Annotated in this window: 23 protein-coding genes; 13 read left to right on the top strand and 10 right to left on the bottom strand. The window is 73.3% G+C overall.

What is annotated here, in order from left to right; translation table 11 throughout:
* Nucleotides 1-39: 39 nt before the first annotated feature.
* Both VA596_RS35200 and VA596_RS35205 read left to right on the top strand, forming a co-directional pair.
* Nucleotides 40-651: an FMN-dependent NADH-azoreductase gene (locus tag VA596_RS35200; protein WP_323332879.1), complete on the top strand. Its 612-nt coding sequence runs from the start codon at nucleotides 40-42 to the stop codon at nucleotides 649-651.
* Nucleotides 651-965 (top strand): DMT family transporter, encoded by a 315-nt coding sequence (locus VA596_RS35205; protein WP_323332881.1) that lies wholly within the window; start codon nucleotides 651-653, stop codon nucleotides 963-965. Before VA596_RS35200 ends, VA596_RS35205 begins: the two co-directional genes overlap by 1 nt.
* On the opposite strand, the gene VA596_RS35210 is transcribed toward VA596_RS35205, so the two are convergent.
* The gene (locus VA596_RS35210) at nucleotides 955-2,967 is read right to left on the bottom strand and encodes a prolyl oligopeptidase family serine peptidase (RefSeq protein ID WP_323332883.1); all 2,013 of its coding nucleotides are present in this window, start codon (nucleotides 2,965-2,967) and stop codon (nucleotides 955-957) included. The two genes, VA596_RS35205 and VA596_RS35210, sit on opposite strands and share 11 nt — an antisense overlap.
* 112 nt (nucleotides 2,968-3,079) lie before the next feature.
* Here VA596_RS35210 and VA596_RS35215 point away from each other — a divergent pair, with 112 nt between their 5' ends.
* Nucleotides 3,080-4,090 carry a neutral zinc metallopeptidase gene (locus tag VA596_RS35215; protein ID WP_323332884.1) on the top strand — a complete coding sequence of 337 codons (1,011 nt, stop codon included), beginning with the start codon at nucleotides 3,080-3,082 and terminating at the stop codon, nucleotides 4,088-4,090.
* Here the strand turns inward: VA596_RS35215 and VA596_RS35220 are convergent.
* Entirely contained in the window at nucleotides 4,083-4,643 is a 561-nt protein-coding gene (locus VA596_RS35220) for a TIGR03086 family metal-binding protein (protein WP_323332886.1), read from the bottom strand. The genes VA596_RS35215 and VA596_RS35220 overlap by 8 nt on opposite strands.
* An 83-nt stretch (nucleotides 4,644-4,726) precedes the next feature.
* On the opposite strand from VA596_RS35220, the gene pdxR reads away from it, so the two are divergent.
* The 3 genes from pdxR to VA596_RS35235 all read left to right on the top strand — a co-directional run bounded on the left by pdxR (nucleotide 4,727) and on the right by VA596_RS35235 (nucleotide 7,116).
* Nucleotides 4,727-6,139: a MocR-like pyridoxine biosynthesis transcription factor PdxR gene (gene pdxR / locus VA596_RS35225; protein WP_323332887.1), complete on the top strand. Its 1,413-nt coding sequence runs from the start codon at nucleotides 4,727-4,729 to the stop codon at nucleotides 6,137-6,139.
* Nucleotides 6,136-6,582: a hypothetical protein gene (locus VA596_RS35230; RefSeq protein ID WP_323332888.1), complete on the top strand. Its 447-nt coding sequence runs from the start codon at nucleotides 6,136-6,138 to the stop codon at nucleotides 6,580-6,582. Before pdxR ends, VA596_RS35230 begins: the two co-directional genes overlap by 4 nt.
* Before the next feature lie 102 nt (nucleotides 6,583-6,684).
* The gene (locus VA596_RS35235) at nucleotides 6,685-7,116 is read left to right on the top strand and encodes a CBS domain-containing protein (protein ID WP_323332890.1); all 432 of its coding nucleotides are present in this window, start codon (nucleotides 6,685-6,687) and stop codon (nucleotides 7,114-7,116) included.
* 81 nt (nucleotides 7,117-7,197) lie between these two features.
* On the opposite strand, the gene VA596_RS35240 is transcribed toward VA596_RS35235, so the two are convergent.
* Complete coding sequence (locus VA596_RS35240; protein ID WP_323332892.1) at nucleotides 7,198-8,766, bottom strand: DUF4139 domain-containing protein; 1,569 nt, start codon at nucleotides 8,764-8,766, stop codon at nucleotides 7,198-7,200.
* A gap of 84 nt (nucleotides 8,767-8,850) precedes the next feature.
* Here VA596_RS35240 and VA596_RS35245 point away from each other — a divergent pair, with 84 nt between their 5' ends.
* On the top strand, nucleotides 8,851-10,650 hold the full coding sequence (locus VA596_RS35245; protein ID WP_323332894.1) for a Xaa-Pro dipeptidyl-peptidase: 1,800 nt from the start codon (nucleotides 8,851-8,853) through the stop codon (nucleotides 10,648-10,650).
* A complete protein-coding gene (locus tag VA596_RS35250; protein WP_323332896.1) occupies nucleotides 10,650-11,297 on the top strand; it encodes a YdcF family protein in 648 nt (215 codons plus the stop codon). The genes VA596_RS35245 and VA596_RS35250 overlap by 1 nt, the downstream gene beginning before the upstream one ends.
* A 1-nt stretch (nucleotide 11,298) precedes the next feature.
* On the opposite strand, the gene VA596_RS35255 is transcribed toward VA596_RS35250, so the two are convergent.
* Nucleotides 11,299-13,590, bottom strand: coding sequence for an ABC transporter permease (locus tag VA596_RS35255; protein ID WP_323332898.1), 2,292 nt, complete (start codon nucleotides 13,588-13,590; stop codon nucleotides 11,299-11,301).
* Nucleotides 13,587-14,267 carry an ABC transporter ATP-binding protein gene (locus VA596_RS35260; protein WP_323332900.1) on the bottom strand — a complete coding sequence of 227 codons (681 nt, stop codon included), beginning with the start codon at nucleotides 14,265-14,267 and terminating at the stop codon, nucleotides 13,587-13,589. Before VA596_RS35260 ends, VA596_RS35255 begins: the two co-directional genes overlap by 4 nt.
* 154 nt (nucleotides 14,268-14,421) lie before the next feature.
* Between VA596_RS35260 and VA596_RS35265 the strand changes: the two genes are divergently transcribed.
* A complete protein-coding gene (locus tag VA596_RS35265) occupies nucleotides 14,422-15,630 on the top strand; it encodes a sensor histidine kinase (protein WP_323332902.1) in 1,209 nt (402 codons plus the stop codon).
* Nucleotides 15,627-16,280: a response regulator transcription factor gene (locus VA596_RS35270; RefSeq protein WP_323332903.1), complete on the top strand. Its 654-nt coding sequence runs from the start codon at nucleotides 15,627-15,629 to the stop codon at nucleotides 16,278-16,280. Before VA596_RS35265 ends, VA596_RS35270 begins: the two co-directional genes overlap by 4 nt.
* Before the next feature lies 1 nt (nucleotide 16,281).
* Here VA596_RS35270 and VA596_RS35275 read toward each other — a convergent pair whose 3' ends face one another.
* Nucleotides 16,282-16,923 carry a response regulator transcription factor gene (locus VA596_RS35275; protein WP_323332905.1) on the bottom strand — a complete coding sequence of 214 codons (642 nt, stop codon included), beginning with the start codon at nucleotides 16,921-16,923 and terminating at the stop codon, nucleotides 16,282-16,284.
* A complete protein-coding gene (locus VA596_RS35280; RefSeq protein WP_323332906.1) occupies nucleotides 16,920-18,041 on the bottom strand; it encodes a sensor histidine kinase in 1,122 nt (373 codons plus the stop codon). Before VA596_RS35280 ends, VA596_RS35275 begins: the two co-directional genes overlap by 4 nt.
* Before the next feature lie 95 nt (nucleotides 18,042-18,136).
* On the opposite strand from VA596_RS35280, the gene VA596_RS35285 reads away from it, so the two are divergent.
* Nucleotides 18,137-18,991, top strand: coding sequence for a M23 family metallopeptidase (locus VA596_RS35285; RefSeq protein ID WP_323332907.1), 855 nt, complete (start codon nucleotides 18,137-18,139; stop codon nucleotides 18,989-18,991).
* A gap of 158 nt (nucleotides 18,992-19,149) precedes the next feature.
* Nucleotides 19,150-20,214 carry a DUF4192 domain-containing protein gene (locus tag VA596_RS35290; protein ID WP_323332908.1) on the top strand — a complete coding sequence of 355 codons (1,065 nt, stop codon included), beginning with the start codon at nucleotides 19,150-19,152 and terminating at the stop codon, nucleotides 20,212-20,214.
* Nucleotides 20,215-20,930: 716 nt separating this feature from the next.
* On the opposite strand, the gene galE is transcribed toward VA596_RS35290, so the two are convergent.
* From galE to VA596_RS35305, 3 genes are all read right to left on the bottom strand, one after another.
* Nucleotides 20,931-21,920 (bottom strand): UDP-glucose 4-epimerase GalE, encoded by a 990-nt coding sequence (gene galE, locus VA596_RS35295; RefSeq protein WP_323332909.1) that lies wholly within the window; start codon nucleotides 21,918-21,920, stop codon nucleotides 20,931-20,933.
* A gap of 90 nt (nucleotides 21,921-22,010) precedes the next feature.
* Entirely contained in the window at nucleotides 22,011-23,195 is a 1,185-nt protein-coding gene (gene galK, locus VA596_RS35300) for a galactokinase (RefSeq protein WP_323332911.1), read from the bottom strand.
* The gene (locus tag VA596_RS35305; protein WP_323332912.1) at nucleotides 23,192-23,908 is read right to left on the bottom strand and encodes a metal-dependent transcriptional regulator; all 717 of its coding nucleotides are present in this window, start codon (nucleotides 23,906-23,908) and stop codon (nucleotides 23,192-23,194) included. The genes galK and VA596_RS35305 overlap by 4 nt, the downstream gene beginning before the upstream one ends.
* A gap of 111 nt (nucleotides 23,909-24,019) precedes the next feature.
* Here VA596_RS35305 and VA596_RS35310 point away from each other — a divergent pair, with 111 nt between their 5' ends.
* Nucleotides 24,020-24,862 carry a sulfurtransferase gene (locus VA596_RS35310; protein WP_323332914.1) on the top strand — a complete coding sequence of 281 codons (843 nt, stop codon included), beginning with the start codon at nucleotides 24,020-24,022 and terminating at the stop codon, nucleotides 24,860-24,862.
* Nucleotides 24,863-25,043 lie beyond the last annotated feature (181 nt).

Consider the following 25,043-nt stretch of genomic DNA (forward strand, 5'->3'; position numbering starts at 1 on the left):
TAGCCTCAAGTGGACGCCGCGTCCACTTGAGGAGGAACCGTGACCCACCTGCTGCACCTCGACTCCAGCGCCCGCCGCACGTCGTTCTCGCGCGAGCTGTCCGCGCGCTACGCCGCGGCCTGGGACGGCACCCGCACCTACCGCGACCTCGCCGCCGACCCGGTCCCCGTGATCGGCGAGGCCTGGACCGAGATCTGCGACGCCGTGCTCGCCCAAGGCATCACCGATCCCGCGCACTACGCCGACGTCGTCGAAACCCCGGCCCAACGAGCCGCCTGGACGGTCGTCGAGCCGCTGCTGGCCGAGCTGCTCGCGGCCGACGTCGTCCTCATCGGTGCGCCGATGTACAACTTCTCGATCCCGGCCGCGCTCAAGACGTGGATCGACCAGGTGACGTTCCCGCGGATGTCCTTGCGCGGCAAGGCGTTCGTCATCGCCGGCGCCCGCGGCGGGACGTACGCGCCGGGCACCCCGCGGGCGCCGTTCGACCACCACGAGGCCTACCTGCGGGACTTCGTCGCCGGGCACTACGACGTCGCCGACGTCCGGTTCGTGCACGCCGAGCTGACCAACGCCCTGGTCGACCCGCACCTCGCCGGACGCGACAAAGAGCGGGTAGCTTCCCTCGAAGCAGCGCTGGGCGGCCTCTGATGGGCTGGGTGACCCTCGTGGCCGCCGGGCTCGTCGAAATCGCCTGGTCGCAGAGCATCAAGCCGACGGAGAACTTCACGAAGCCGTGGCCGACGCTGCTCTGCTTCGTGCTCTGCGCGGCCGCGGTCTACCTGCTCTCGCGCGCCATGGACACCGTCCCGGTGGGCACCGCCTACGCGGTGTTCACCGGGATCGGTGCCGTCGGCGCGATCGTGCTCGGCGTCGTCGTGACCAAGGACCCGCTGAGTCTCGGCCGGGTGGCCGCGCTGGCCCTGATCGTCGGCGGCGTCGTGCTCGCGCGCGTTACCTCGTGAGCTGCTCCCACAGGAACTCGAAGACCAGCGCCCACTTGAACGCCAGCTGCTCGTTGTCCGCCGCGGCGCCGTGGCCGCCTTCGATGTTCTCGTGGTAGCGGACGTCGTGCCCCTGCTCACGCATGAGCGCCACCATCTTGCGGGCGTGGGCGGGGTGCACGCGGTCGTCGCGCGTGGACGTCACGAACAGCGACGGGGGATAGGACACTCCACTGTGGACGTTCTGGTACGGCGAGTACTTCGAGATGAACTCCCACTCCGCGGCCTCGTCGGGGTCGCCGTACTCGGCCATCCACGACGCGCCGGCCAGCAGCAGGTGGTAGCGGCGCATGTCCAGCAGCGGCACCTGGCTGACGATCGCGCCGAACCGCTCCGGGTAGCGCGTCAGCATCACGCCCATCAGCAGGCCGCCGTTGCTGCCGCCCTGGATGCCGAGCTTCTCCGGCGTCGTGATGCCGCGCTCGGCGAGGTCCGCGGCGACGGCGGCGAAGTCCTCGTACACCCGGTGCCGCTGCGCCTTGATCGCCTGCGTGTGCCAGTTCGGGCCGTATTCGCCACCGCCGCGGATGTTCGCGACGACGTACGTGCCGCCGCGCGCCAGCCAGCCGCGGCCGATCATCCCGCTGTAGGACGGCGTCAGCGACACCTCGAAGCCGCCGTAGCCGGTCAGCAGCGTCGGGCCGCCTTCGGCGCCGGCCGGCCGGACGACGAAGTACGGGATCTTCGTGCCGTCCTCCGACGTCGCGAAGTACTGCGCGACGTTCATCCCCGAAGCGTCGAAGAACGCCGGAGCCTGCTTGAGCACCTCGACCTCTTCGCCGACGTGGCCGTAGCTGAGCGTCGACGGCTGGAGGAACCCGCTGGAGTTGATCAGGTATTCGTCGCTGACGTCGGGATCGGTGTCGAAGATGTCCGCGCTGCCGAACTCCGGGCCGCCGGACAGCGGTTCCTCCTGCCAGCCGTCCGGGCCCGGCGTGAGCGTGCGCAGCTCGGTGCGGACGTCGCGCAGCAGGCCGAGCAGCAGGTGGTGGCGCGTCCAGGCCCAGTAGTCGAGCGAGGTGTGCGGGTCGGGCGTGAACAGTGTCGTGAAGGCCCGGTCGCCGTCCATGAAGGCGTCGAAGAGGATGCCGATCAGCGAGCCGGCCGGGTGCTCGGTGCCGCCGACGGTCCACGCCGTCCGCGGCCGCACCAGCAGCCATTCGCGGTGCAGCGACGCGCTCGCGTCGTCCGGGACGTCGATCTTGACCAGCCCGCCGGGTGTCCGCAGGTACAGCTCGGAGCGGTAGAAGTCGATCGCGCGGCTGACGAAGTCGCGTTCGAAGCCCTCGGTCGGGTCGTGGGACGCGCCGATCGAGACGTCGTCGGCCTTGCCCTCGTAGACCAGCGTCGCGGCTTCGATCGGGGTGCCGCGGCGCCACTCCTTGGCCAGCCGCGGGTACCCCGAGCTGGTCAGCGTGCCCGGGCCGAAGTCGGTGCCGACGTACACGCGGTCCTCGTCGATCCAGCCGATCCGGGTCTTCGCCTCCGGCAGCGCGAAGCCGCCGTCGACGAACTCGTGCGCGTCGAGGTCGAACTCGCGGACGACCGTGGCGTCGGCGCCGCCGCGCGACAGCTCGATCAGGCCACGCCGGTAGCCGGGCCGCAGCACGGTCGCGCCCTGCCAGACCCAGTTCTCGCCCTCGGCCTCGGCCAGCGCGTCGACGTCGAGCAGCAGTTCCCACTCGGGCTCGGCCCGCCGGTAGGACTCCAGGGTCGTCCGGCGCCACAGGCCGCGGGGGTGGCTCGCGTCCTGCCAGAAGTTGTAGAGCAGCTCGCCGCGGCGGCGCACGTACGGGATCCGGTCGTCGGCGTCGAGCACCTCGCGCAACTCGTCGCGGACCTCCGCGAAACGTTCGCCGGCGGTCAGCTCGGCGAGCGTTTCGCCGTTGCGGGCGCGCACCCAGTCCAGTGCTTCCTCGCCGGTCACGTCTTCCAGCCACAGGTACGGATCCTCGACACTCATACCGACAGTTTCGCCCGGTGACGGCCCCGGCGGCCACCGGGTGGCGTTTTCGTTTCGTGATCCGGGCCCCGGCACTCGTCCGTATGCTGGGCGAAGCGACCAGGGGGAGAACGTGAACGACGCCGACGGGTCCGGATTTCCCGGGCCGCCACCACCGCCGCCGCTGGCGGCCCGGCCTCCGGAACCGGCGTGGGCACCCGAACCCAACCCCTGGGCGTCACCCGGCTGGGCGACCGCGCCACCCGTCCCGATCGCGCCGCCGCGCAGCCGCCTGTGGGGTGCCGTCATCGGCGTTCTGGTGATCGTGCTGACCTTCTCGCTGATCGCCGCGACCTTCCCGCACCGCCTCGACGGCCACGCCCTGGCCGCGCCGGGCGCCGACACCGGCCGCGCGTTCGGGGACACCGGGTCGACGTCGGACGCGAAGCCCGTGCCGGAGCTGGCCCGCAACCCGCTGCTCGCCGCCGGCATCACGCCCGGCCCCGCCGAGTGCGCGCTGCCGGACCTCGGCCGGTCGGCCGACCAGCTCCGAGCGTACTACCGCGCGCTGGCCGACTGCCTCGAGCAGTCGTGGCGCCCGGCGCTGGAGAAGGCCGGCGAACCGACGCTGACCGCGACCGTGTCGGTCACGCTGCCCGAGCACAGCGCGTGCGGGGCGGCGCCGACCGAGAACGAGGCCGTCGCCTACTACTGCGGCGGTGACACGACGATCTACGCGCCGACCGACTGGATGCTGTCGGACGCCGGGCTCAACAAGGCCCGCCACATCGCGACGATCGCCCACGAGTACGGCCACCACGTGCAGCGCGAGAGCGGCATCCTGTCCGCCGCGGCCGACAAGATGACCTCACCCGACGAGGACAGCCCGGCCGACAAGGAGGTCGTCCGCCGGATCGAGCTGCAGGCGAACTGCTTCGGTTCGCTGTTCCTGGCCGCGGTCGCCGGCTCGGGTTCGATCAGCCGGTCGCTGGCGAACGCGGCCGTCGCCGACTACGGCCGCGCCAACGACAGCGACACCCACGGCTCGCGCGCACACCAGCTTTCGTGGGCCAAGTCCGGTTACGACGGCAAGTCCACCAAGTCGTGCGACACGTGGAGCGCGGCGGCCGGCGAGGTCAGCTGACGCGCCGTCCGAGGCGGGCGAGGAAGCGGTCCAGTTCGCTCGCGTTCGCCGGGACGTCGACGCTGTGCGCGAACGAGCCGTTCTTCTCCCGGCCCTCGTCGGGGATCAGCTCGGCCAGCCGCATCGCCGCGTGCACGGCCTCGGTGTCCGGCTCGTAGGGCAGGCCGAGCGTGCGGGCCAGGTCCCAGCCGTGCGCGACGGTGTCGACCAGGTGCATCTGCGTGGCGATCGGGCCGGGGAACGTGCCGAAGGTGTTGACGGCGATCTGCCGGCCGAGCACGGCGTCGTCGGCGATCGCGTCGAGGTAGTCGTCGACGGACGCCCGGTAAGCGGCGTACGGGTCGTCCCCGAGGTCGCCGCCGTGCCAGTCGGGTGCCGAGCCCTCACGGGCCGCCGTCGCGAAGGCGTGGTTCTCGCTGACCTGGTGGCGGAGCAGGTCGGCCAGCGTCCAGCCCGCGCACGGCGTCGGGAGGGCGAGGTCCTCGGGGGTCGCCGTGGCGACGATCTTGTCGAGCAGCGGCAGGGTGCGGCGGTCGAGTTCACGGAAGTCCATGGGACGGACGTTAGGAGCGGAAGCGGACCACGGACAGTGCCAAAACCGTGGCAACCTTCGTGGGCCAATCTAGGATCGGCCGGGTGGACGTCCACATCGACCTGACCGGCACGCGCGGCCACCGCGACGCGATCTACCGCCAGCTGCGCGCGGCGATCCTCGACGGCCGGTTCCGGCCCGGCGAGGCCCTGCCGCCGACGCGCGAGCTGGCCCAGCGCCTCGCCGTCTCCCGTACGACGGTCAGCGCGGCTTACGACCGGCTCACCGCCGAGGGCTTCCTGGCCGGGCGGGTCGGCGCCGGGACGTTCGTCACCGCGTTCCCGGTGGCGCGCCCCGAGCCGTCCCACGTTTCCGGGGTGCGGCCGCTGCCGGAGTGGGACGCCGTGCCCGCCCCGCCCGCGCCGTTCGCCCCGGCGCCGGAGTTCGACTTCCGGCCCGGCGTGCCGGACCTGACGCGGTTCCCGTTCGACACCTGGCGCCGCCTGGTCACGCAGCGGCTGCGCGCGGGCCAGGCCGACCTGATGACCTACGGCGACCCGCAGGGCCACGCCGGGCTGCGCGCCGAGATCGCCCGCCACGTCGGGCTGTCGCGGGACGTGCGAACGACGGCCGAGCAGGTCGTCGTCACCGCGGGCGCGCAGCAGACGACCGACCTGGTCGCGCGGGTGCTGCTGCGGCCCGGCGACCTGGCGGCCGTCGAGGACCCGGGGTACCCGCCGCCGCGGCTCGTGCTGGAGTCGCGAGGGGTGCGCGTCGCGCCGGTGCCCGTGGACGAGTCCGGGATCGTCGTCGACGCCATCCCGGCCGGGACGCGGCTGGTGTACGTGACGCCGTCGCACCAGTACCCGCTGGGCCTGTCGATGTCGCTGGACCGCCGTCTCGAGCTGCTCGACTGGGCCGAGCGCACCGACGCCGTGCTCGTCGAGGACGACTACGACACCGAGTTCCGCTACACCGGCCGGCCGCTGGAACCGTTGCACAGCTTGGATTCCCGCGGCCGGGTGGTGTACGTCGGCTCGTTCTCGAAGGTGCTTTCGCCCGCGCTGCGGCTCGGTTTCCTCATCGCCCCGCCGTCACTCGTGCCGGCGCTGGTGAAGGCCCGCTACCTGACCGACTGGCACGCGCCGAACGTCGAGCAGGCCGCGCTGGCGGCGTTCATGGCCGAAGGCGGTTTCGCCCGGCACGTCCGCCGGATGCGCAAGGTCTACCGCGACCGGCACGAGCTGCTTTCGCGGGTGCTGGTGCGGGATTTCGCCGACGTCCTGACGCCGTTGCCGTCGACCGCGGGGCTGCACTTGAGCGCGGCTGCGGAGTTCGATACGGCGGCGTGGGTCCGGCGCGCCCGCCGTGACGGCGTCCAGTTGTATTCGCTGGGCGACTTCAGCGCGGGCGAGCGGCGGCACGGGCTCGTGTTCGGTTACGGTGCGGTCGCGGCCGAGCGGATCGAGCCGGGACTGGCCCGGCTGCGCGCGCTCGTGGACGAGGGAGCGGCATGACCGACGACGTGATGGTGGCGATCGACGCCGGTCTGCGGCAGCACATCGGCGGGGACCGCGCCGGGGCGTACGCGACCTTCACCGAGCTGTGGGCGTCGGTCGGACCGGACGGCGACCCGCTGCACCGCGTCGCGCTCGCCCACCACATGGCCGACGTCTGCGACGACCCGGCCGAGGAGCTCGAGTGGGACCTGCGGGCGCTGGCGGCGGCGGACTCGCTGACCGACGACCGCGCGCAGGAATACCACTCGTCGCTGGCCGTGCGCGGGTTCTACCCGTCGCTGCACCTGAACCTGGGTGAGGACTACCGCAAACTGGGTGACCTGGCGGCGGCGCGCGAGCAGCTGGACCTGGCCCGATCCCGGTTGGACGCCCTCTGCGACGACGACTACGCGGCCGGCATCCGGCTCGCGCTGGACGGCCTGGCCGAACGCCTCGGCTGAATCGGTTCGAATACCACGAACACGCCCCGTTTGCCGGACTTTCGCGCGGTGCTGCCGGGCCCTAACCTGTTGTGACCCAGTTCACCGACGGGAAGGATCGCCATGCGGATTGCCGATCTGCTGCGCAAGAAGGGGACGGCCGTGGCCACGGTCACCCCGGAAACCACGGTGTCCACGCTGCTGGCCGGACTGGCCGAGAAGAACGTCGGCGCGATGGTCGTCATCGCCCCGGACGGTTCGATAGCCGGCATCGTCTCCGAACGCGACGTGGTCCGAAGGCTGAACGACCACGGCCCGGCGCTGCTGGACGGCCCGGTATCGGAGATCATGACGACCCTGGTGGCCAGCTGCGGCCCGGAGGACTCGGTGGACCAGCTCTCGGTCCTGATGACCGAGCGGCGCATCCGCCACGTCCCGGTCCTGGAGAACGGCCGCCTGGCGGGCATCATCTCCATCGGCGACGTGGTGAAGAACCGGATGGAAGAGCTGGAGAAGAGCCAGGAACAGCTGGAGGCCTACATTTCGCAGGGCTGATGCTCACCGGGATTTCGGCGAACGCGCATGAGGCGAGCAACCTCGCCGGCATGCGCGTTCGCCGTTGTTCCCCGGAATCCGCTATTCCCGCCAGCCGGTGAGTTCCACGCCCTTTGCCACGTCCACCCGGTACGACAGCGTCACCACGCTGGTCTCGCCCGCGCCCACGGTCAGCTTCCACGTGAACTCGCCCAGCTCCGACGTCTCCACCGGTTCCGGCGTCGTGCGAATGTCCCGCACCGTGATCGTGTCGTCGCGTGAAACCGGCGCCTGATCCAGCACCGTCACCTCCGCCGCGCGCGGGCCGTGGTTGGCCACCGAAATCCGGTACTCCGCCTCGCGCCGCTTCTGGCCCGACAGCGTCGCCTTCGATGCCGTGCGGCGGGTCAGTTCACGCTCGATGCGGATGCGGTCGTCGACGCCCAGTGCCAGCTCCAGTTCCTCGCCGGGGGCCCAGGGCTCCAAAACCGTCGTCCCGACGAACTCCGTGTCGTGGAAGACCGACGCGCGGCCCGGGCGCAGCGCGTGGTCCGAGCTGTTGACGACGATCGCGCGCAGGTACGCCTCCTCCGCCAGCACCGGCGCGGTCACGTAACCGAGCGAGGCCGTGAGATCCAGCTGCGCCAGCGTCGTGCGGTGGCCCTGCGCGCCCGACGGGACCTCGACCGGGCGGGTCGGCCGGTAGGTGACCGCTGTCGTGCCCTGCTCCACCTGCGCGAACTTCGGTGCCATCGCCGGCGCCGCGGACACGGAAGCCGCGGCGAACCGCATCCGTGACGCGCCTTCCGGGATTCCGCCGCCCGAGCCGCCGTACGCCGCCGCCGGAGCCGGGGGCGGCGGGACCCGGCGGTCGAGGTACCACGGCTGCAGCTCCGGGACGACCACCGAGACCGCCGGCCGCGCGGTCGACAGCGCCAGCTCGCACTCCGGCCAGTCCTCACCCGTGTACTGGCTGACCAGCCCGTACGACGTCACGGTGACGTCGGCGCCGCGGACGCGGATGTCGTACCCCGGTTCCCAGCTCGCGCCGGGGACCACATAGGACAGTTCCAGGTCCGCAGATCCCGCCGTGTCCGAGATCTCCAGCTCCACGACCACCGACGTACTGTCCTGTTCGGACTGTGCACTGTGCTCCGAGATCCGCCGGTCGAGCGCGTCGAGGTCCTCGCGCAGCCGGGTGACGCGGTCGGCGAGCGCCCGGCGGGACTTCAGGGCCGCGGCCAGCCGCGCACTCAGCGCGTCCGTCACCTCCGCGACGCGCGACGGCTCGGCGGTCCCCGCGGCCAGCGCCTTCGCGAAGCTGCCGCCACTGCGCTTCGCGAGCGACGTCAGCAAATCCACCTTCATCGCTTCGGCCGCTTCGTCGTCGACGACGCCGTCGAGCGTGGCCTGGTCCGCGCGCCGCTGTTCGACGAGGGCTCGCAGCGCGGCGTCGGCCGGTGAAGCGTGCCGCTCGGTGCGGACGTCGACGCCGGTGATCAGCGCGGGACCGGTCCCGGTGACGCGGACCGAGCCCGGGTCGAGCGACAGCGGGAGCCCGGCGAAGGTCAGGCGCGAGCCGCCGTCCAGCGGTGCCTTGCCCCGGCGGGTGATCCGGGCCTGCTGCGGGTAGACGGTCACGGCGGCGATCGGTGCTTCGACGGTCGGCATGCCTCCGACGTTAGTCTCTTGACGCCGGATCGGGCCGGACGGAAGTGTGGTGACCCGTCCGTTTTCGCCCGGCTTGGGGGTCCCGTGAAGGTCGCAGTCCTGCTCGCCGCCGTGCTCGCGCTGCCGTTGACGGCGGTCGCCGCGGAGGCCGCCGCACCGCCCGCCCCGGTGTTCACCGGGGGCCAGGCCCAGCCGGTGTTCGACCCGGCCGACGTGATCCGCGAGGACGTCTGGGTCACCGCGCCGGTCGACAGCGACCACGACGGCGCCGACGACCTCGTGCACGCCCAGGTCGTGCGCCCGCGCGCGACGGCCCAGGGGCTGAAGGTCCCCGTCGTGTACCAGGCCAGCCCGTACTACGCGGGTGGCAACGACGTCGCGAACCACGACGTCGACGTCGAGCTGTCCGCGCCTGGGTACGCCCGCGAAGCCGAAGGCCCGCGCGTCGCCGCGCACGGCGTCGGCCCGGCCGCGCCGATCACCTGGCGCTACCAGGACTACTTCACCGCGCGCGGCTTCGCCGTGGTGTACGGCGAATCGCTCGGCAGCGGCCTCTCGACCGGCTGCCCGACCACCGGTGACGTCAACGAGACGATCGGCGCCCGCTCGGTCGTAGACTGGCTCAACGGCCGCACGCCCGCGAAGGACGCCGCCGGCGCCGCGGCGAAGGCCGACTGGAGCACCGGCAAGACCGGCATGATGGGCGTGTCCTACAACGGGACGCTGCCCAACGCCGTCGCGAGCACCGGCGTCGAAGGCCTCGAGACGATCGTGCCGATCGCCGCGATCTCCAGCTGGTACCAGTACTACCGCAACGACGGCGCGGTCGTGGCCGCCGGCGGTTACCAGGGCGAGGACGCCGACGTGCTCGCCGAGTACGTCTACACCCGCGAGGACCGGCAGATCTGCCGCCCGGTCATCGACGGCCTGACCCGCGACCAGGACCGGGTGACCGGCGACTACACGCCGTTCTGGGACGTCCGCAACTACCGCAACGACGTCGCCAAGGTGCACGCGTCGGTGCTCGCGGTGCACGGCCTCAACGACTGGAACGTCAAGACCGACCAGGTCGCCGAGTGGTACGAAGCGCTGAAGGCGCACGGCGTCGAGCACAAGATCTGGCTGCACCAGTCCGGCCACGCCGACCCGTACTCGCTGCGCCGCGACGTCTGGCTCGCGACGCTCAACAAGTGGATGTCGCACTACCTCTACGGCGTCGACAACGGCATCCAGAACGAGCCGAAGGCGACCATCCAGCGCGAAGACCTCTCGTGGGCCGACGAAGCCGACTGGCCGGCGCCCGGGACGTCCGACGTCCGCGTCTACCCGTGGCCCGGCGGCCGGTCCAAGGGCACGATCGACACGCGCAACCCGGTGCCGGGCAAGGCGACCGTCGAGACCCTCGCCGATGACGCGACCAAGACGATCGAGCAGCTGGCGGCGGCTGCTTCGTCCGGAAACCGCCTGCTGTACGCGACTTCCACGGCGAAGCAGCCGGTGCGCCTCTCCGGGACGGCGCGGGCCGACCTGGCCCTGACGTTCGACCGGCCCGCGGCGAACGTCTCGGCGATCCTGCTCGACCGCGCGCCCGACGGCACGTCCCACGTGATCAGCCGCGGCTGGACCGACCCGCAGAACCGCACCGGCCCGGCCGTCACCGAGCCGATCACGCCGGGACAGGGCTACCGCATCGGCGTCGAGCTGATGCCGAAGGACTACATCCTGGCCACCGGTCACCGGCTCGAGTTCCTGCTCGCTTCCAGCGACCACGACTACACGCTGCGGCCCAAGCCGGGCGCGGGCCTCGCGCTCGACCTGACGAAGACGACGGTGACGCTCCCGGTCACGGGCGGCAAGCCGGCGCTGCGAGCCGCGTTCGGCTGATGCGCGAACCCCTGCCGGAGCAGCTGCGCGCCGACGTCCGGACGCTCTGGGAGTACCACGACCTGCGGCACCCGCCGCGGCGGTCGGACGTCGGGATCGGGCTGGGCAGCCGTGATCCCGGCGTCGCGGTGCACACCGCCGAGCTGTTCCACGCCGGGCTGTTCCCGCGGATCGTTTTCACCGGCGCCAACGCGCCGACCACGGTGGACCGCTTCCCGCGCGGCGAAGCGGTCCACTACCGCGAAATCGCGCTCGAACTCGGCGTGCCCGACGACGTGATCCTCGTCGAGCCCGAAGCCCGCAACACCGGGGACAACATCGAGTTCACCCGGCGGCTGCTCGGCGAGTGCGGTCTCGCGGTCCGGTCGGTGACGCTGGTTTCGCGGCCCTACCAGCAACGCCGGGCCTACGCGACGGCGAAGCGGCGCTGGCCCGGCGTCGACGTCGTGTGCGCGTCGTGGCCGGCGTCGCTCGAGGAGCACCTGGCCGGTGATCTCGCCCGCGTGATCGGCATGCTGGTCGGCGAAACCCAGCGGATCACGACGTACGCCGAGCGCGGATTCGCGATCCCGCAACGGGTTCCGGCCGGGGTCGAGCGCGCGTTCGGCCGGCTCGCCGACGCCGGGTTCACCGACCGGCTGCTCTGAATCATTCCGTCCGCAGCGCGGTCGCCGTCCGGGTGCGGGCCGCCCATCCCGCGGGCAGCAGCGCCCCGAGGAGCGCGATCACCAGCCCGCCCAGCGCGAGCAGCACCAGCTCACCCGGCCCGTACACGGTGAACGCCGACGGCGGCAGCGTCACCCCGGCGGCCCGGCCCATCGCGGGCAGGATCGCCGCGTGCAGGGCGGTGCCGGCCGGCACCCCGGCGATCCCGCCCGCGAGCCCGGCCACCCCGACCGACGCCAGCACCATGGTCAGCGTCTGCCGGGGCGTCATCCCCAGGGCCTTGAAGACGCCGAGTTCGCGGACGCGTTCGCGGGTGTCGAGCACCACGCCGTTGAGCACGCCCAGGCCCGCGACGGCGACCAGCAGCAGCGAGAGCAACGCGGTCAGCGCGCTCAGCACGGCGATCTGGCCACTGCCCCCGGCTGGCGGTGCGGCGTCCGCGGCGACCCCCAGCCCGCGCAACGCCGGGTTCAGCGCGGCGACGTAGGCGGCCAGGTCCGTGCCGGGCCGCAGCGAGACGTAGAAGGTGTCCGGCCGCAGCTCCGGCAAAGCCGTGTAGACGGTCATGCCGTCGTGCCGGGTGTCGAAGACCTCGCCGACGAGCCGGACCGTGACCGCTTCGCCCTGGACGTACAGCGTGACTTGGTCGCCGACGTGCGTCCCGGTCGCGGTGAGGAACGCGGTCGGCACCACGGCCTCGCCGGGCCCGGAAAGCCAGCGTCCCGCGGTCAGCTCGTAACCGCCCCACGACGCGTCGCCGGTGAACGACGTGACCGGCGCGGAACCGGTCACCCCGGCGACGGTCGCCGCGCCGTGGGCCACGCCGTAGGACGCGCGGGTGCCCGGCTGGGCGGCGATCGCCGCGGCCACCGCCGCCGGGTCGGCGATCGGCTGGTCTTCCGTCGGCCGCGCACCCGGCTCCGGGGCGGGCGCGCCGACACTCACGTCGGTGATGTCGTGGTCGCGTGCGGTCTGGACGGCCAGCAGCGACGACGACAGGCCGATGGCGAACGTGACGGCGGTGGCGCCGAAGGCGACCGCCGTGAACATCGCCAGCGCGCGGGCGGGCCGGGAGAACGGCCGCGCGAGACCCAGGCCGACCGGACGCGGCAGCGCCGAGCGCGAGGCCAGCCGCGCCGCCCACCGGCCCCGCCCGGCCGGCGGGGTGTGCCCGACGGCGAGCGCGTCGACGGTCCGCAGCCGGCCCGCGCGCCACGCGCTCGCCCACGCCGTCAGCGCGACCACGGCGAGCGCCCCGGCGACCACGACGGCGTCGACCCACGGCGGCACGGCCAGGCCCGCCACCTCGTAGGCCTCCTGTGTCTCGTGCAGCACTGGGACGGCCAGCGCGTTGCCCGCGGCCACCCCCAGCGCGATGCCGACGCCAGCCGGGATCAGCGCTTGGCCGAGGTAGGCCCGCACGACCTGCCCCGGCGTGAACCCGAGCGCCTTGAGCACGCCGATCCGGCGGGTGCCCGCCCCGACCGCGCCGGCCACGACGTTGCCGACCACCAGCACCGACATGACCAGGCCGAGCACGCCGAAGGCGGTCAGGAACGGCACGAACAGCGCCGTGGCGCGCACGGCCGCCTGCCGGACCGTGAGCCACGACTGCGCGCCGCGCACCGCGCCCGGCGGCGCCTTCACCACGACGGCCGCGCGGTCGGCGTCGACCTGCCCGGCCGTCGCCGCGGCGGAAAACCGGTACAGCATCTGGAAGTGCGCGGCCGGCAGCAGCTCCGGCGGCACCCAGGCGTCGGCGGTGTGGCTGATCGACCGGGCCAGCCCGACGACGGTCAACGTCGGCGCGCCCGGCAGCTCCGGGAACCGCACCCTGTTGCCGGGCGGCACCGCGATCTCGCCGTCGGCCGACAGCACGATCTCACCCGGCCCGGTCGTCCACCGGCCCTGGGTGAGCGTGACGTCGTCGACCGCGCCGTCCGGGCCGGTCCGGCCGACGACGGTCATCGGCGGCAAGGACCGGCCGTCGAACTCCGGCGTGAGCGACGCGGTGGGGAACGGCCCGGCCGCCGCGGCGACACCGGGCGCCGTCGCCGTCTGCGCGGCCGCGTCCCGGGTTCCGTCGAACTGAACGGTCAGGTGCGCGCCGTGCTGCGCGGCGAACGCGTCGTCGAAGGGCGCCTGCGACGCGACCAGCAGCGCCCCGCCGAGCACGGCCGAGGTCACCGCCATCGCCGTGGCCAGCCCGATCACCGCGGACTGCACCCGCCGCCGCCCGGCTCCGGAGCGCACGACCCGGCCGAGTGCGCTCATCGGACGGCGTCCGCGGTGACCCGGCCGTCGACCAGGCTGACCGTGCGATCCGTGCAGGAGCGGGCCAGCGCCAGGTCGTGGGTCACCACGACGATCGTCTGGCCGTCGGCGTTGAGCTCCCGCAGCAGCCCGGCGACGTCCTCGCCGGACGCCGTGTCGAGCGCGCCGGTCGGCTCGTCGGCCAGCAGCAGCGACGGCCGGTTCACCAGGGCCCGGGCCACGGCGACCCGCTGGCGTTCGCCGCCCGACAGCCGCCCGGGGTAGGCACGGGCGTGGCGCGCGATGCCGAGGACGTCGAGCAGCTCCGCGGCCCGGGCACGGGCGGCCGGGCGGGCCATCCCGGCCAGCTGCGCGGGCAGCACGACGTTGTCGGCGACACTCAGGTCGTCCAGCAGGTTGAAGAACTGGAACACCATCCCGATCTTCGCCCGCCGGTAGCGCGCGGAAGCGGCTTCGCCGAGCTTGTCGACGCGCACGCCGTCGACCGTGACGGTGCCCGCGTCCGGCCGGTCCAGCCCGGCGATCAGGTTGAGCAGCGTCGACTTCCCGCTGCCGGACGGCCCGAGGATCGCGACGGCTTCCCCGCGCCACACGGTCAGCGCCGCGCCTTCCAGCGCGGGCGGGCCGTCGTCGTACCGGCGGCTCGCCGCGGCCACCTCGATCAGCGGCGTCGTCATGGGTTCTCCTCGTTCAGCGGACCGGACGAGGGGAAAGTAGGAGCGCGGCGGGGCCGGGCGCGTCGGCCCGCGGACGCATTTCCCGGGGGCGTCATCCTTCCGATGTAGTCACGAGGCTGACGCGGTGGGCGTCCGGTTCGGCGAGAATGGGCCGGTGACCGCCGACCGCCCGTTCGCGTTCGCCGGGCCGCTCGCCCGGCCGAGCGGCCCGCTGCCGCGCCCGTCCCGGCCGGGGTGGGCGTTCGACATCGCGCTGGCGTTCGTGGTGACGACGATCGGGCTGAACTACCTCGGCGCGCTCGACAACCGGATCCCGCTCGACGAGCACACGGCGCGGATGCTCGGCCTGGTCGCGCTGTCGCTCGCGTCCGGCGTGGCGCTCGTCTTCCGCCGCCGGTACCCGCTGACCGCCTTCTGGGTCGCGCTCGCGGCGCTCGTGCTGACGCCCGACCTGGCGTCGCGGCTGACGTTCTACCCGTTCGTGGTCGCCGCCTACAGCGCGGCGGCGTTCAGCCCATACCGGGCGCCGACGCTGGTCAGCCTGCTGCTGGGGGTGTTCGAGACCGGGGAGCTGCGCTACGACGTCTGGCCGATCGTGCCGACCCACTACGTCACCCTGCTCGTCGTCGTCCCGATGCTCGTCGCGACCCTCGGGCTGCGCGCCTGGCGCGTCCGGGCCGACGCCGAACGCGAGCGCGTGGCCGAAGTGGAGCGGCAGCAGGCCGAACGGCTGCGTGGCGCTGTCGAAGACGAACGCGCCCGCATCGCGCGGGAGCTGCACGACGTCGTGACGCACAACGTGAGCGTCATGGTCATCCAGGCCGGGGCCGCGCGGAAGATCATGGACCTCGCCCCGGACCAGGCGCGGGAGGCGCTGCTCGCGGTGGAGGACAGCGGCCGGCTGGCGATGACCGAGCTGCGGCAGGCGATGGGCCTGCTGACGACGGACTCCGACGGCCCGGATCTCACGCCGCAGCCGGGCCTGGACGGCCTCCCGGCGCTGGTCGGCCGGGTGCGGGCCGCGGGCGCCGACGTCGAGCTGACGGTGACCGGGCCGGAGCGGCCGGTGCCGTCGGGAATCGGGCTCGCCGCCTACCGCGTCGTCCAGGAAGCCCTGACCAACGCGGTGAAGCACGCGGCGGGCGCGGCCGCGCGCGTCGTCGTCGACTACGGCCCCGACCGGCTCCGCGTCGAGGTCACCGACACCGGGGGAGCGGCCGCCCCCGCCGCCGCGACCGGCGACGGCCGCGGCCTGCCGGGCCTGCGCGAGCGCCTCGCGCTCTACGGCGGCACCCTGCAGACGGGCCGGCGCCCGACCGGCGGCTTCCGCGTCGAGGCCTTGATCCCCTGGGAGGCGGCGTGACCCGGGTGCTCGTCGCCGACGACCAGGCCCTGGTCCGCACCGGGTTCCGGATGATCCTCGCGGCCGACGGCATCACCGTCGTCGGCGAGGCGGCCAACGGCGCCGAAGCCGTCGCGGAGGTCCGCCGCACCCGCCCCGACGTCGTCCTGATGGACATCCGGATGCCGGAGCTGGACGGCCTGGCCGCGACCCGCCGCATCCTCACCGGCGCCCCCGGCGAGCCGCGCGTCCTCATCCTGACCACGTTCGACCTCGACCGGTACGTCTACGCCGCCCTGGCCGCCGGGGCCAGCGGGTTCCTGCTCAAGGACGTCACCCCGGAACACCTGGTCGCGGCGGTCCGCACGGTCCGCGCCGGCGACGCGCTGCTGGCGCCGGTGATCACCCGCCGCCTGGTCGAGCGGTACGCGCTGCGCGGCGCCGAGCGCCTGCACCGGGACCTGTCCGCGCTGACCCCGCGCGAGCTGGAGGTGCTGCGCCTGCTCGCGGCGGGCCTGAGCAACGCGGAGCTGGCCGGGCGGCTGCACCTGGCGGAGGCGACGGTGAAGACCCACGTCGCCCGCATCCTGGCGAAGCTCGACCTGCGCGACCGCGTGCAGGCGGTGGTGCTGGCCTACGAAACGGGCCTCGTGAAGCCGGGGGCGAACTAGCTCAGTCCGCGATGCCCGCGCGATAGGCGAACGCGACGGCCTGAGCCCGGTCCCGCAGCCCGGCCTTGGTGAACAGGTGGTTCACGTGGGTCTTCACCGTCGCCTCGCTCACCACGAGCTTCCGCGCGATCTCCGTGTTCGACAGGCCCGCCGCGATCAGCCGCAGCACCTCGATCTCGCGGGCGGTCAGGCCTTCGATCTCCTTCACCCGCGCGGGTGCGCTGCGCGTGGCCGCTTCGACCAGGCGGCGCTGCAGCTCGCCGTCCACTGTGGACTGGCCGTCGGCGGCCGAGCGCAGGGCGCGGGCGATCGCCTCGGCGTCGGCGTCCTTGGTGAGGAAACCGCGGGCCCCGGCACGCAACGCGGCCAGCAGCGACTCGTCGTCGGCGTACGTGGTCAGCACGACGACCTCGGTGCCCGGGTGCTCGGCGCGGACCCGTTCGGTGGTCTCGACGCCGTCGCAGCGCGGCATCCGCAGGTCGACCAGCAGCACGTCCGGCTGGTGCCGCGCGACCAGGTCGAGCGCGGCGAGCCCGTCGGCGGCCGCGCCGACCACCTCGACGCCCGGCAGCAGCCCGAGCAGCGTCACCAGGCCTTCCCGCACCACCGCCTGGTCGTCGGCGAGCACAACGCGCAGGCTCACGCCGGCACCGTCAGGTGAATCCGCCATCCGTCCTCCCCCGGCCCGCTCTCGAACCGCCCGTCGAGCAGCGCGACCCGTTCACTCATCCCGCGCAAACCGTAACCTGCCGCCGGGGCGTCCGGCGGCCGCCTGCCCTGCCGGTCGGCCACGGTCAGTGCCACCTCGGCCCCGGTGTAGTCCAAGCGCACGTCGACGTCCGCCTTCGCGGCGTGCTTGCGCGTGTTGGCCAGCGCCTCCTGCACCGCGCGGACGAGCGCGGTGCCGACCGCCGGGTCCAGGTCGCGCGGCTCGCCGTCGATGCGCAGCTCCGCGCGGGCCCCGCTGTCGAGCCGGTACGCGGTGAGCAGGTCCGCGATGGTCCGCTCGACCGGAACGGCGTCCTCGCGCAGCGCGGCGACCGCCTTCCGGGCCTCGGCGAGGCCTTCGGACGCCAGTTTCTGGGCGCGTTCGATCTGCGCGACGGCGTCCGGGCTCGCCCCGTCGCGCACCAGCATCAGCCGCGCGCCCTGCAGGTTCAGCGAGAGCCCGGCCAGCGAGTGCGCCAGCACGTCGTGCAGCTCACGGGCGATGCGGGCGCGTTCGGCGAGCGCGGCGGCGCGTGCGTGCTCCTCGGTGGCCGTCTGCGCGCGGGCCAAGGCCAGCTCGGTCTGCTCGAGCTTGGCGAGCCGGGTCCGCCGGTTCAGCCCGAGCAGGATGATCACGGCCACGATCGTGTAGGTGGGCAGGGCGCCGCGCCAGGCGTCGTGCACCGCGGCCCAGACCGTGATCGCGCCGAGGTCGAGCAGGATGGCCACCACGATCGGGACCACCGGCTGCCGGAGCACGATGAAGAACGTGGTGCTGAACATCGTGATCGAGGCGAAGCTGTTCGGCACGGTCGCCCAGAGCGCGCCGGACGTCGCGACCACGGTGACCATCAGGGCCGCGGGCAGGGCGGGGCGGCCGTCGGTGTAGAGCCAGAGCAGGGGGATCGACAGCGCCAGGGTGACCCCGATGAGGATCCACGAGAGCGTGTCCGCCTGCGGCATCGCGGCGAACATCGGCACCACGATGAACCCCCACCGCAGCCAGTCCTGGGTCTGCGGGATCCGGTGGAACCGGGCCCATCGGGTGGTCATCGCCGTCGGTCCTCCGCTAGGTGGTTGTACGGAAAATGTACCGACGCGGGCTTGGGTGTGCGGTGTCAAGCTTCCCCTCGTCAGGAGGTTCACCCATGTCCAGGTTGCGACGGCTCGCCGTGTTCGCCGCCGCCGCGGTGCTGCCCGCGCTCGGCCTCACCCTCGCCGGGCAGGCGACCGCGTCGGCCGCACCCAACTTCCAGGTGCCGTTCAAGTGCGGCACCACGGTGACCGCGGCGACGTTCAGCGGGCACAGCCCGGAGTACTCGGTCGACTTCCAGAAGTCGGGCATCACCGGGATGCCGGTGCTGGCGGCCGCGTCGGGCACCGTGACCCGGGTGGCGGACGAGGGCAGCACCAGCTACGGCAAGTGGATCGAGCTCGACCACGGCGGCGGCTGGCGGACGCGCTACGCGCACCTGTCGGCCCAGGAGGTCTCGGTCGGGCAGTCGGTCGCCCTCGGCAGGGAGATCGGCAAGGCGGGCGCGACCGGCGGGGTCACCGGGCCGCACCTGCACTTCGAAGAGCGGCTCAACAGCGTCGTCCAGAAGGCCACGCTGAACGGCGTCGCGGTGCCGTACTACGGGCACACCGACTTCACGAGCAAGAACAGCTGCGGCGGCAACCCGTACTCCGCCGAAGAGGTCTGCGGTTCCGGCTTCTCCGTCGTCGACCAGCAGGCCCTCGCCGGCTCGTCCGGCACCACGTACCTGCTGTACAACTCCTCGACCAAGGCGAACTGCGTGACGACGCTCAAGGCGACGTCGCTCGGCACGGCCAGCCCGGTCTCCGCGTTCCTGGAGGTCCAGGGAGCCGCGCGGACCACCGACTCCGGCAGCTTCACCTACTACGCCGGTCCGGTGAAGAAGACCGCCGCGGCCACCTGCGTGAAGTGGGGCGGCTCGGTGGGCAGCAACACCTACGAGAGCCCGTTCGAGCACTGCGGCTGAGCGACCCCGGTCGGTGGGGCCGGGCACTCTAGCCCGCCCCACCGACAGAAACCGCCGCCCGGACCGGCTCCGGGGCCCATCCGTCCACAACGGCCCCGCCCATCCACAGATTCGCCGCCACCGCCCCATCCGGCCCCGTCCTGCCCCACGGTGGAGGCATGACCACCGCCATCCCGACCGGCCGCACGCCGGTCGACCTCAGAAACCCCGCGCAGCTGCTGGCCGCGCTCCCGTACCTGCTCGGCTTCCGGCTGGGCGCCTCCGTCGTCCTGCTGGGCCACCGGCCACCCGTCGGCGACCGCCTCGGCCTGGTGATGCGCGCCGACCTGCCCCGCCGCGAGGACCGGATCCACCAGGCCCGGGCGCTCGCACCCCGGTTCGCCGCCGCCCCGCACACCGGCGTCACGGTGGCGATCATCGGCGGCCGGCGAAGGTCCGGCGGCCCGCCGCCGCACGCGGGCTTCGTCGACGAGCTGGCGGTGGCGCTCGCCGAGTTCGGCCTCCCGGTGCTGCACGCGGTGTGGGCCGCCGACATCGCGGAGGGCGCCCCCTGGGTGTGTTATACCGACGAGGACTGCGCCGGCGAGCTGCCGGACCCCGCCTCGACGGTGGCCGCGGCCGCCGCCACCGAGAGCGGCACGGTGGTGTTCGACAGCCGCGAGGAGCTGGCGGCGCTGCTAGCCCCGCGGTCACCGGAAGCCGTGGCCCGCCGAGCCGACGAGCTGTCCCGGCTGGCCGAGCCGCCGTGGCCCGAATCGACGCGCGTCGACGACGCGGCCGCGGAGATCCGCGCGGCGTTCGACCGCCAGCGCCGCGGTGAAGGCCCGCCCACGGACGCCGAGGCCGTCCGCCTGGCGTGCGCCCTGACACTCTCCGAGATCCGCGACGTGTGCCTGACGATGGCGGTCCCACCGGGCACCCTGGAGGCCCGCGAGGCCGAGCGCCTCTGGCTGACGCTGGTCCAGGAGCTCCCCGCCCCAGAACGAGCCGAGGCGGCGACGTTATTGGGCTACACGGCGTTCATGCGCGGCGAAGGCACCTTCGCGGGTATGGCCCTGGAGAACGCCCTGGAGGCGGCCCCGGACCACCTGATGGCCCGCCTGCTGACCACGGTCCTGGACCACGGAATGCCCCCGGAGCAACTACTGGGCCTGGCCCTGGCCGCAGAAACCGACAGCATGCCGGGCTTCGGCCTGGAGCCTGCGGAGCAACCACCGTTCTGAGGCGGATCACCTTGCGTCACGCGGAGTCCTGGCCGTGTCCACGCCGGTGATGCTCGCCAGGTCGGTGTTCGCGGTCGCCGGTCGCATCTCCGTTTCGGCCCGGAGCCCCGTGGAGCAACCACCGTTCGGAGGCGGATTGCCTTGTGTCAGAACAAATCCCGGCCGTATCCACGCCGGTGATGCTCACCGGGTCGGTGTTTGCGGTCGCCGGCCGTGTCTCGGTTTCGGTCTGGAGCCCGTGGATCAACCGTTCGTTCTGAGGAGGTTGCCGTGCGCCACGCAGAATCCCGGCTGTCCACGCGGGTGATGCCCGCCAGGTCGATGTTCGCGGTCGCCGACCACATTTTGGTTTGGGTCTGGAGCCCGTGGAGCAACGGCCGTTATGAGGAGGGTTGCCGTGTGTCACGCGGAGTCCTGGCTGTGTCCACGCGGGTGATGCTCGCCAGGTCGGTGTTCGCGGTCGCCGGCCGTATCTCGGTTTGGGTCTGGAGCCCGTGGAGCAACCGCCGTGCTGAGGAGGATTACCTTGCGCCACGCAGAATCCCGGCCGTGCCCACGCCGGTGATGCTCACTGGGTCGGTGTTCGCGGTCGCCGAACGCACCTCCGATTCGGCCCGGAGCCCGTAGAGCAACCACCGTTCTGAGGCGCTGCCTGTGCCGCCGCAAATCCGGCCGTGCTCGTGGCGCCCGGCTCGCCGCCGAGCGCCACTTAGCCGTCAGGCTTGGGCCGCGCGCCGTGACTGGGTGAAGGTCCAGGCGTCGCGGACGATGCCGGCCAGGTCGGTGCGCTCCGGCTTCCAGCCGAGCTCCTCGCGGGCCCGGTCGCTGGCCGCGACGAGCACCGACGGGTCGCCCGCGCGGCGCGGCGCCACCGCGGCCGGCACCGCGTGGCCGGTGACCTCGCGGCAGGCCTCGATCACCTCGAGAACGGAGAAACCGGTGCCGTTGCCCAGGTTGTAGATGCGGTGCTCACCCGCGGTCGCGTGCTTCAGCGCCAGCAGGTGGGCGTCCGCGAGGTCCGCGACGTGGATGTAGTCGCGGACGGCGGTGTGGTCCGGCGTCGGGTAGTCGTCGCCGAAGATCTGGATGCGCTCGCGGTCGCCCGTGGCGACCTGCAGAACGAGAGGGATGAGATGGGTTTCCGTGGCGTGGCGCTCGCCGAAGGCGCCGTACGCGCCGGCGACGTTGAAGTACCGCAGGCTTACCGCGGCCAGGCCGTGCGCGGCGGCGAAGCTGGTGATCGCGTGGTCGATGGCCAGCTTCGTGGCGCCGTAGGTGTTGGTCGGGCGGGTCGGCGCGGACTCCGCGATCGGCGACGACTCCGGCTCGCCGTAGGTGGCCGCGGTCGAGGAGAACACCAGGCGCGGCGTGCCGTGCTCGTGCATGGCCTCGAGCAGCCGCAGCGACGTGACGACGTTGCCTTCCCAGTACTTCGCCGGATCGGTCATCGACTCGCCGACCAGCGACTTGGCCGCGAAGTGCAGCACGCCGTCGAAGCCCTCGCGAAGCAGGCTGCCCGCCACCTCGGCGGCGTCACCCTCGACGAACCGCGCGTCCGGGTGGACGGCGTCGGCGTGCCCGGTGGACAGGTCGTCGACGACCGTGACGTCGTGCCCGGCTTCGACGAGCCGGGCCGCGCAGACACTGCCGACGTACCCCGCTCCGCCCGTCACGACCAGTTTCAGGGCGTTGCTCTGCTCCGACACGTCCAGGCCTTCCTGTCGAGGGTGACTGTGCGCCACAGTCTTCCCCCATGGCGACGGGTGGCCCCGGGCGGGGGTTGCCCCCGCCCGGGCTCAGACCTCGTCGCGCCCGGCGCCGCGGGACGGCACCGCGGTGAACATCCGCGGCCGCCGGTAGCCGGCCTTCTCGAACGCCGAGTCCACAGCGGCCTTGACCCCGGCCAGGTCGGCGTCGCGGACCAGCGCGATCGCCGAGCCGCCGAAGCCGCCGCCGGTCATCCGCGAGCCGAGCGCGCCGGCCTCACGCGCCGCGTCGACCGCGAGGTCCAGCTCGGCCGTGGAGATCCGGTAGTCGTCGCGCATGCTGACGTGCGAAGCGTCCAGGTACGGGCCGATCTCGGCGATCCTGCCCTCACGCAGGAGGGCGACGACGTCGAGCACCCGCTGGTTCTCGGTGACCACGTGCCGCACGAGCGGCGCCAGATCCGCCGGGAGCCGGTCGAGCGCGTCGGCGAGGCCTTCGGCGGTGACGTCGCGCAGGGCCTTCACCCCGAGCAGCTCGGCCGCTCGTTCGGTGCCGCGCCGCCGCTCGCCGTACCCGCCCTCGGCGTGCGAGTGCTTGGTGCGGGTGTCCATGATCAGCACCTGCAGCCCGGCCTCGGCCAGCCCGAACGGCACCTGCTCCTGCTCGCCCGACCGGACGTCGAGGAACAGCACGTGCGATTCGGTGCAGCACAGGGACGCCGTCTGGTCGAGCAGGCCGGTCGGCGCGCCGACGAAGTCGTTTTCCGAGCGTTGCACCCACCGGGCCACCTCGGGCCGGGCCGGGACGCGCTCGCCGGCGCCGTCGAGCTCCAGGCCGGCCAGGCCCAGCAGCGCCAGCGACACCGCGCACTCGAGCGCGTGGGAGGAGGAGAGCCCGGCCCCCGACGGCACGTCGCCGGCGACGACCAGGTCGGCGCCGTCGGTGAACCCCTGGTCGCGCAGCACCCAGGCGACCCCCGCCGGGTACGCGGCCCACCCGTCGACCGTGCCGGGCGCCAGGTCGGCGATCTGGAGGTCGCCGGAACGCTGGAGTTGCCCGTCGTCACCGAGAGTGGCCACCGAAAGGATGCCGTCCTCGCGGGGTGACGCGGCCGCGGCCAAGCGGTGCGGCAGCGCGAAGGGCAGGACAAAACCGTCGTTGTAGTCGGTGTGCTCGCCGATCAGGTTCACCCGGCCGGGCGCCGACCACACGCCGGCCGGCGTGGCGCCGTGCACCGTGCGGAACGCCGCCGCGGCCTCCGAGGCCGGGTTCACCTGGCCTGCGCCAGGACGGCGTGCAGCGCGGACGTGGAGACCTGCGCGGTGTTGTCGCCGCCGGTGACCTCGATGGTGGTGCCGTTGGCCTTGCCGATGACGACCGTGCCGCCCGGCACGATCCCGACCGACTTGAGCTCGGTCATCAGCGACTCGTCCAGCTGGACGTGCTCGGCGATGCGCCGGATCTCGACGCGGCCGCCGCCGGTGCGGGCGAACTCGTCGAGCCGGACGAGGTCCGCCTCCGCGGGCGGGGCGGGGTCGCCGTCGCCCAGCTTGTCCAGACCGGGGATCGGGTTGCCGTAGGGGGAGGTGGTCGGGTGGTCGAGCAGCTTGACGAGCTTGCGCTCGACGGCCTCGCTCATCACGTGTTCCCAGCGGCAGGCCTCGTTGTGCACGTGCTCCCACTCGAGCCCGATGACGTCGACGAGGAGGCGTTCGGCCAGGCGGTGCTTGCGCATGACGGCGATGGCCAGCTCCCGGCCGTGGTCGGTGAGCTGGAGGTGCCGGTCGTCCGCGACCACGACCAGTCCGTCGCGCTCCATGCGGGCGACGGTCTGGCTCACGGTCGGGCCGCTTTGCTGCAGTCGCTCGGCGATCCGGGCGCGCAGCGGGACGACACCCTCTTCTTCGAGCTCGTAGATCGTACGCAAGTACATCTCGGTGGTGTCGATGAGATCGTTCACGCTGTCCCCTTCGTCCGCGTTGCTCATCGTAGTCGTTGACCCCGACAGCGGCGGCGGCCCTCGGCGTAACTACTCACCAGGGGTGGAAATGTCCGACCCGGCCGGGAGAGTGATCCGGGTCGCTGCAAGATGGGAGGTATGCGTCCGCTGATCAGCACCACCGACCTCGCCGCCGCGCTGGCCGGCCCGGCCGGCGACCGGCCCGTCGTCCTCGACGTCCGCTGGCGGCTCACCGGCCCGCCGGGTGCGGAGTCCTACCGGGACGGTCACGTCCCCGGCGCGGTCTTCACCGACCTCGACCGCGTGCTCGCGGGCGAGCCGGGCGAAGGCGGCAGGCACCCGCTGCCCGATCCCACCGACCTGCAGCGCGACCTCCGCGCGGCCGGCGTGCGCGCGGACGGTCCCGTGGTGGTCTACGACGACGCCGACGGGTCGGTGGCGGCGCGCGCCTGGTGGCTGCTGCGCTGGGCGGGCCACGGCGAGGTCGCGGTGCTCGACGGCGGTTACGCGGCGTGGACCGCCGACGGCCACCCGGTGGACAGCGAGCCGCCGAGCCCGGAGCCGGGCGACATCGAGGTCCGGCCGGGCGGCATGCCGGTCCTGGACGCCGACGAGGCGGCCGCGCTGGCCCGCGACGGCCTGCTGCTCGACGCCCGCGCCGCGGCGCGCTACAGCGGCGAAACCGAGCCGGTCGACCCGCGCGCGGGCCACATCCCGGGCGCGGTGAACGCCCCGTTCGCCGGCCACACGGCCGACGGCCGCTGGCGCACCCCGGAGGAGCTGGCCGACCGCTTCGCCGGCCTGGGCCTGCGCCCCGGCGAACCGGTCGGCGCGTACTGCGGCTCGGGCGTCACAGCGAGTTCGGTGGTACTGGCCCTGGAGATCGCCGGCCACCCGGGCGCGGGCCTGTACGCGGGCTCGTGGTCCCACTGGTCCCGCAACCCGGCCCGCCCCGCGGCCACCGGCGACCTCCCCGGCTGACCCGCCTCCACCCACGTCGAAGTGCCGTGAAGGAGGCCTTCACGGCACACGTCGGCAACTGCGCGGCCGGGGTGCGCGGTGGTCGACTGCCTGGCCGAGCCGGGCTTTCGCGGCTGCGACCTCCGCGTGTCCGCGGCCTGCGGCAGCCGTAGGCCGGACGGGTTCCCCGAGGCCGGGACCG

The organism is Amycolatopsis heterodermiae (assembly GCF_034929455.1).
In the GTDB taxonomy this organism is placed as follows: domain Bacteria; phylum Actinomycetota; class Actinomycetes; order Mycobacteriales; family Pseudonocardiaceae; genus Amycolatopsis; species Amycolatopsis heterodermiae.

What these genes read in the sequence shown, in the direction of transcription:
- VA596_RS35220 (WP_323332886.1), bottom strand. Translation starts at nt 4,643, where the DNA reads ATGGACTTCCGTGAACTCGACCGCCGCACCCTGCCGCTGCTCGACAAG.
- VA596_RS35230 (WP_323332888.1), top strand. Translation starts at nt 6,136, where the DNA reads ATGACCGACGACGTGATGGTGGCGATCGACGCCGGTCTGCGGCAGCAC.
- VA596_RS35280 (WP_323332906.1), bottom strand. Translation starts at nt 18,041, where the DNA reads ATGACCACCCGATGGGCCCGGTTCCACCGGATCCCGCAGACCCAGGAC.
- VA596_RS35260 (WP_323332900.1), bottom strand. Translation starts at nt 14,267, where the DNA reads ATGACGACGCCGCTGATCGAGGTGGCCGCGGCGAGCCGCCGGTACGAC.
- VA596_RS35235 (WP_323332890.1), top strand. Translation starts at nt 6,685, where the DNA reads ATGCGGATTGCCGATCTGCTGCGCAAGAAGGGGACGGCCGTGGCCACG.
- VA596_RS35285 (WP_323332907.1), top strand. Translation starts at nt 18,137, where the DNA reads ATGTCCAGGTTGCGACGGCTCGCCGTGTTCGCCGCCGCCGCGGTGCTG.
- VA596_RS35210 (WP_323332883.1), bottom strand. Translation starts at nt 2,967, where the DNA reads ATGAGTGTCGAGGATCCGTACCTGTGGCTGGAAGACGTGACCGGCGAG.
- VA596_RS35250 (WP_323332896.1), top strand. Translation starts at nt 10,650, where the DNA reads ATGCGCGAACCCCTGCCGGAGCAGCTGCGCGCCGACGTCCGGACGCTC.
- VA596_RS35305 (WP_323332912.1), bottom strand. Translation starts at nt 23,908, where the DNA reads ATGAGCAACGCGGACGAAGGGGACAGCGTGAACGATCTCATCGACACC.
- VA596_RS35290 (WP_323332908.1), top strand. Translation starts at nt 19,150, where the DNA reads ATGACCACCGCCATCCCGACCGGCCGCACGCCGGTCGACCTCAGAAAC.
- VA596_RS35255 (WP_323332898.1), bottom strand. Translation starts at nt 13,590, where the DNA reads ATGAGCGCACTCGGCCGGGTCGTGCGCTCCGGAGCCGGGCGGCGGCGG.
- VA596_RS35240 (WP_323332892.1), bottom strand. Translation starts at nt 8,766, where the DNA reads ATGCCGACCGTCGAAGCACCGATCGCCGCCGTGACCGTCTACCCGCAG.
- VA596_RS35205 (WP_323332881.1), top strand. Translation starts at nt 651, where the DNA reads ATGGGCTGGGTGACCCTCGTGGCCGCCGGGCTCGTCGAAATCGCCTGG.
- VA596_RS35310 (WP_323332914.1), top strand. Translation starts at nt 24,020, where the DNA reads ATGCGTCCGCTGATCAGCACCACCGACCTCGCCGCCGCGCTGGCCGGC.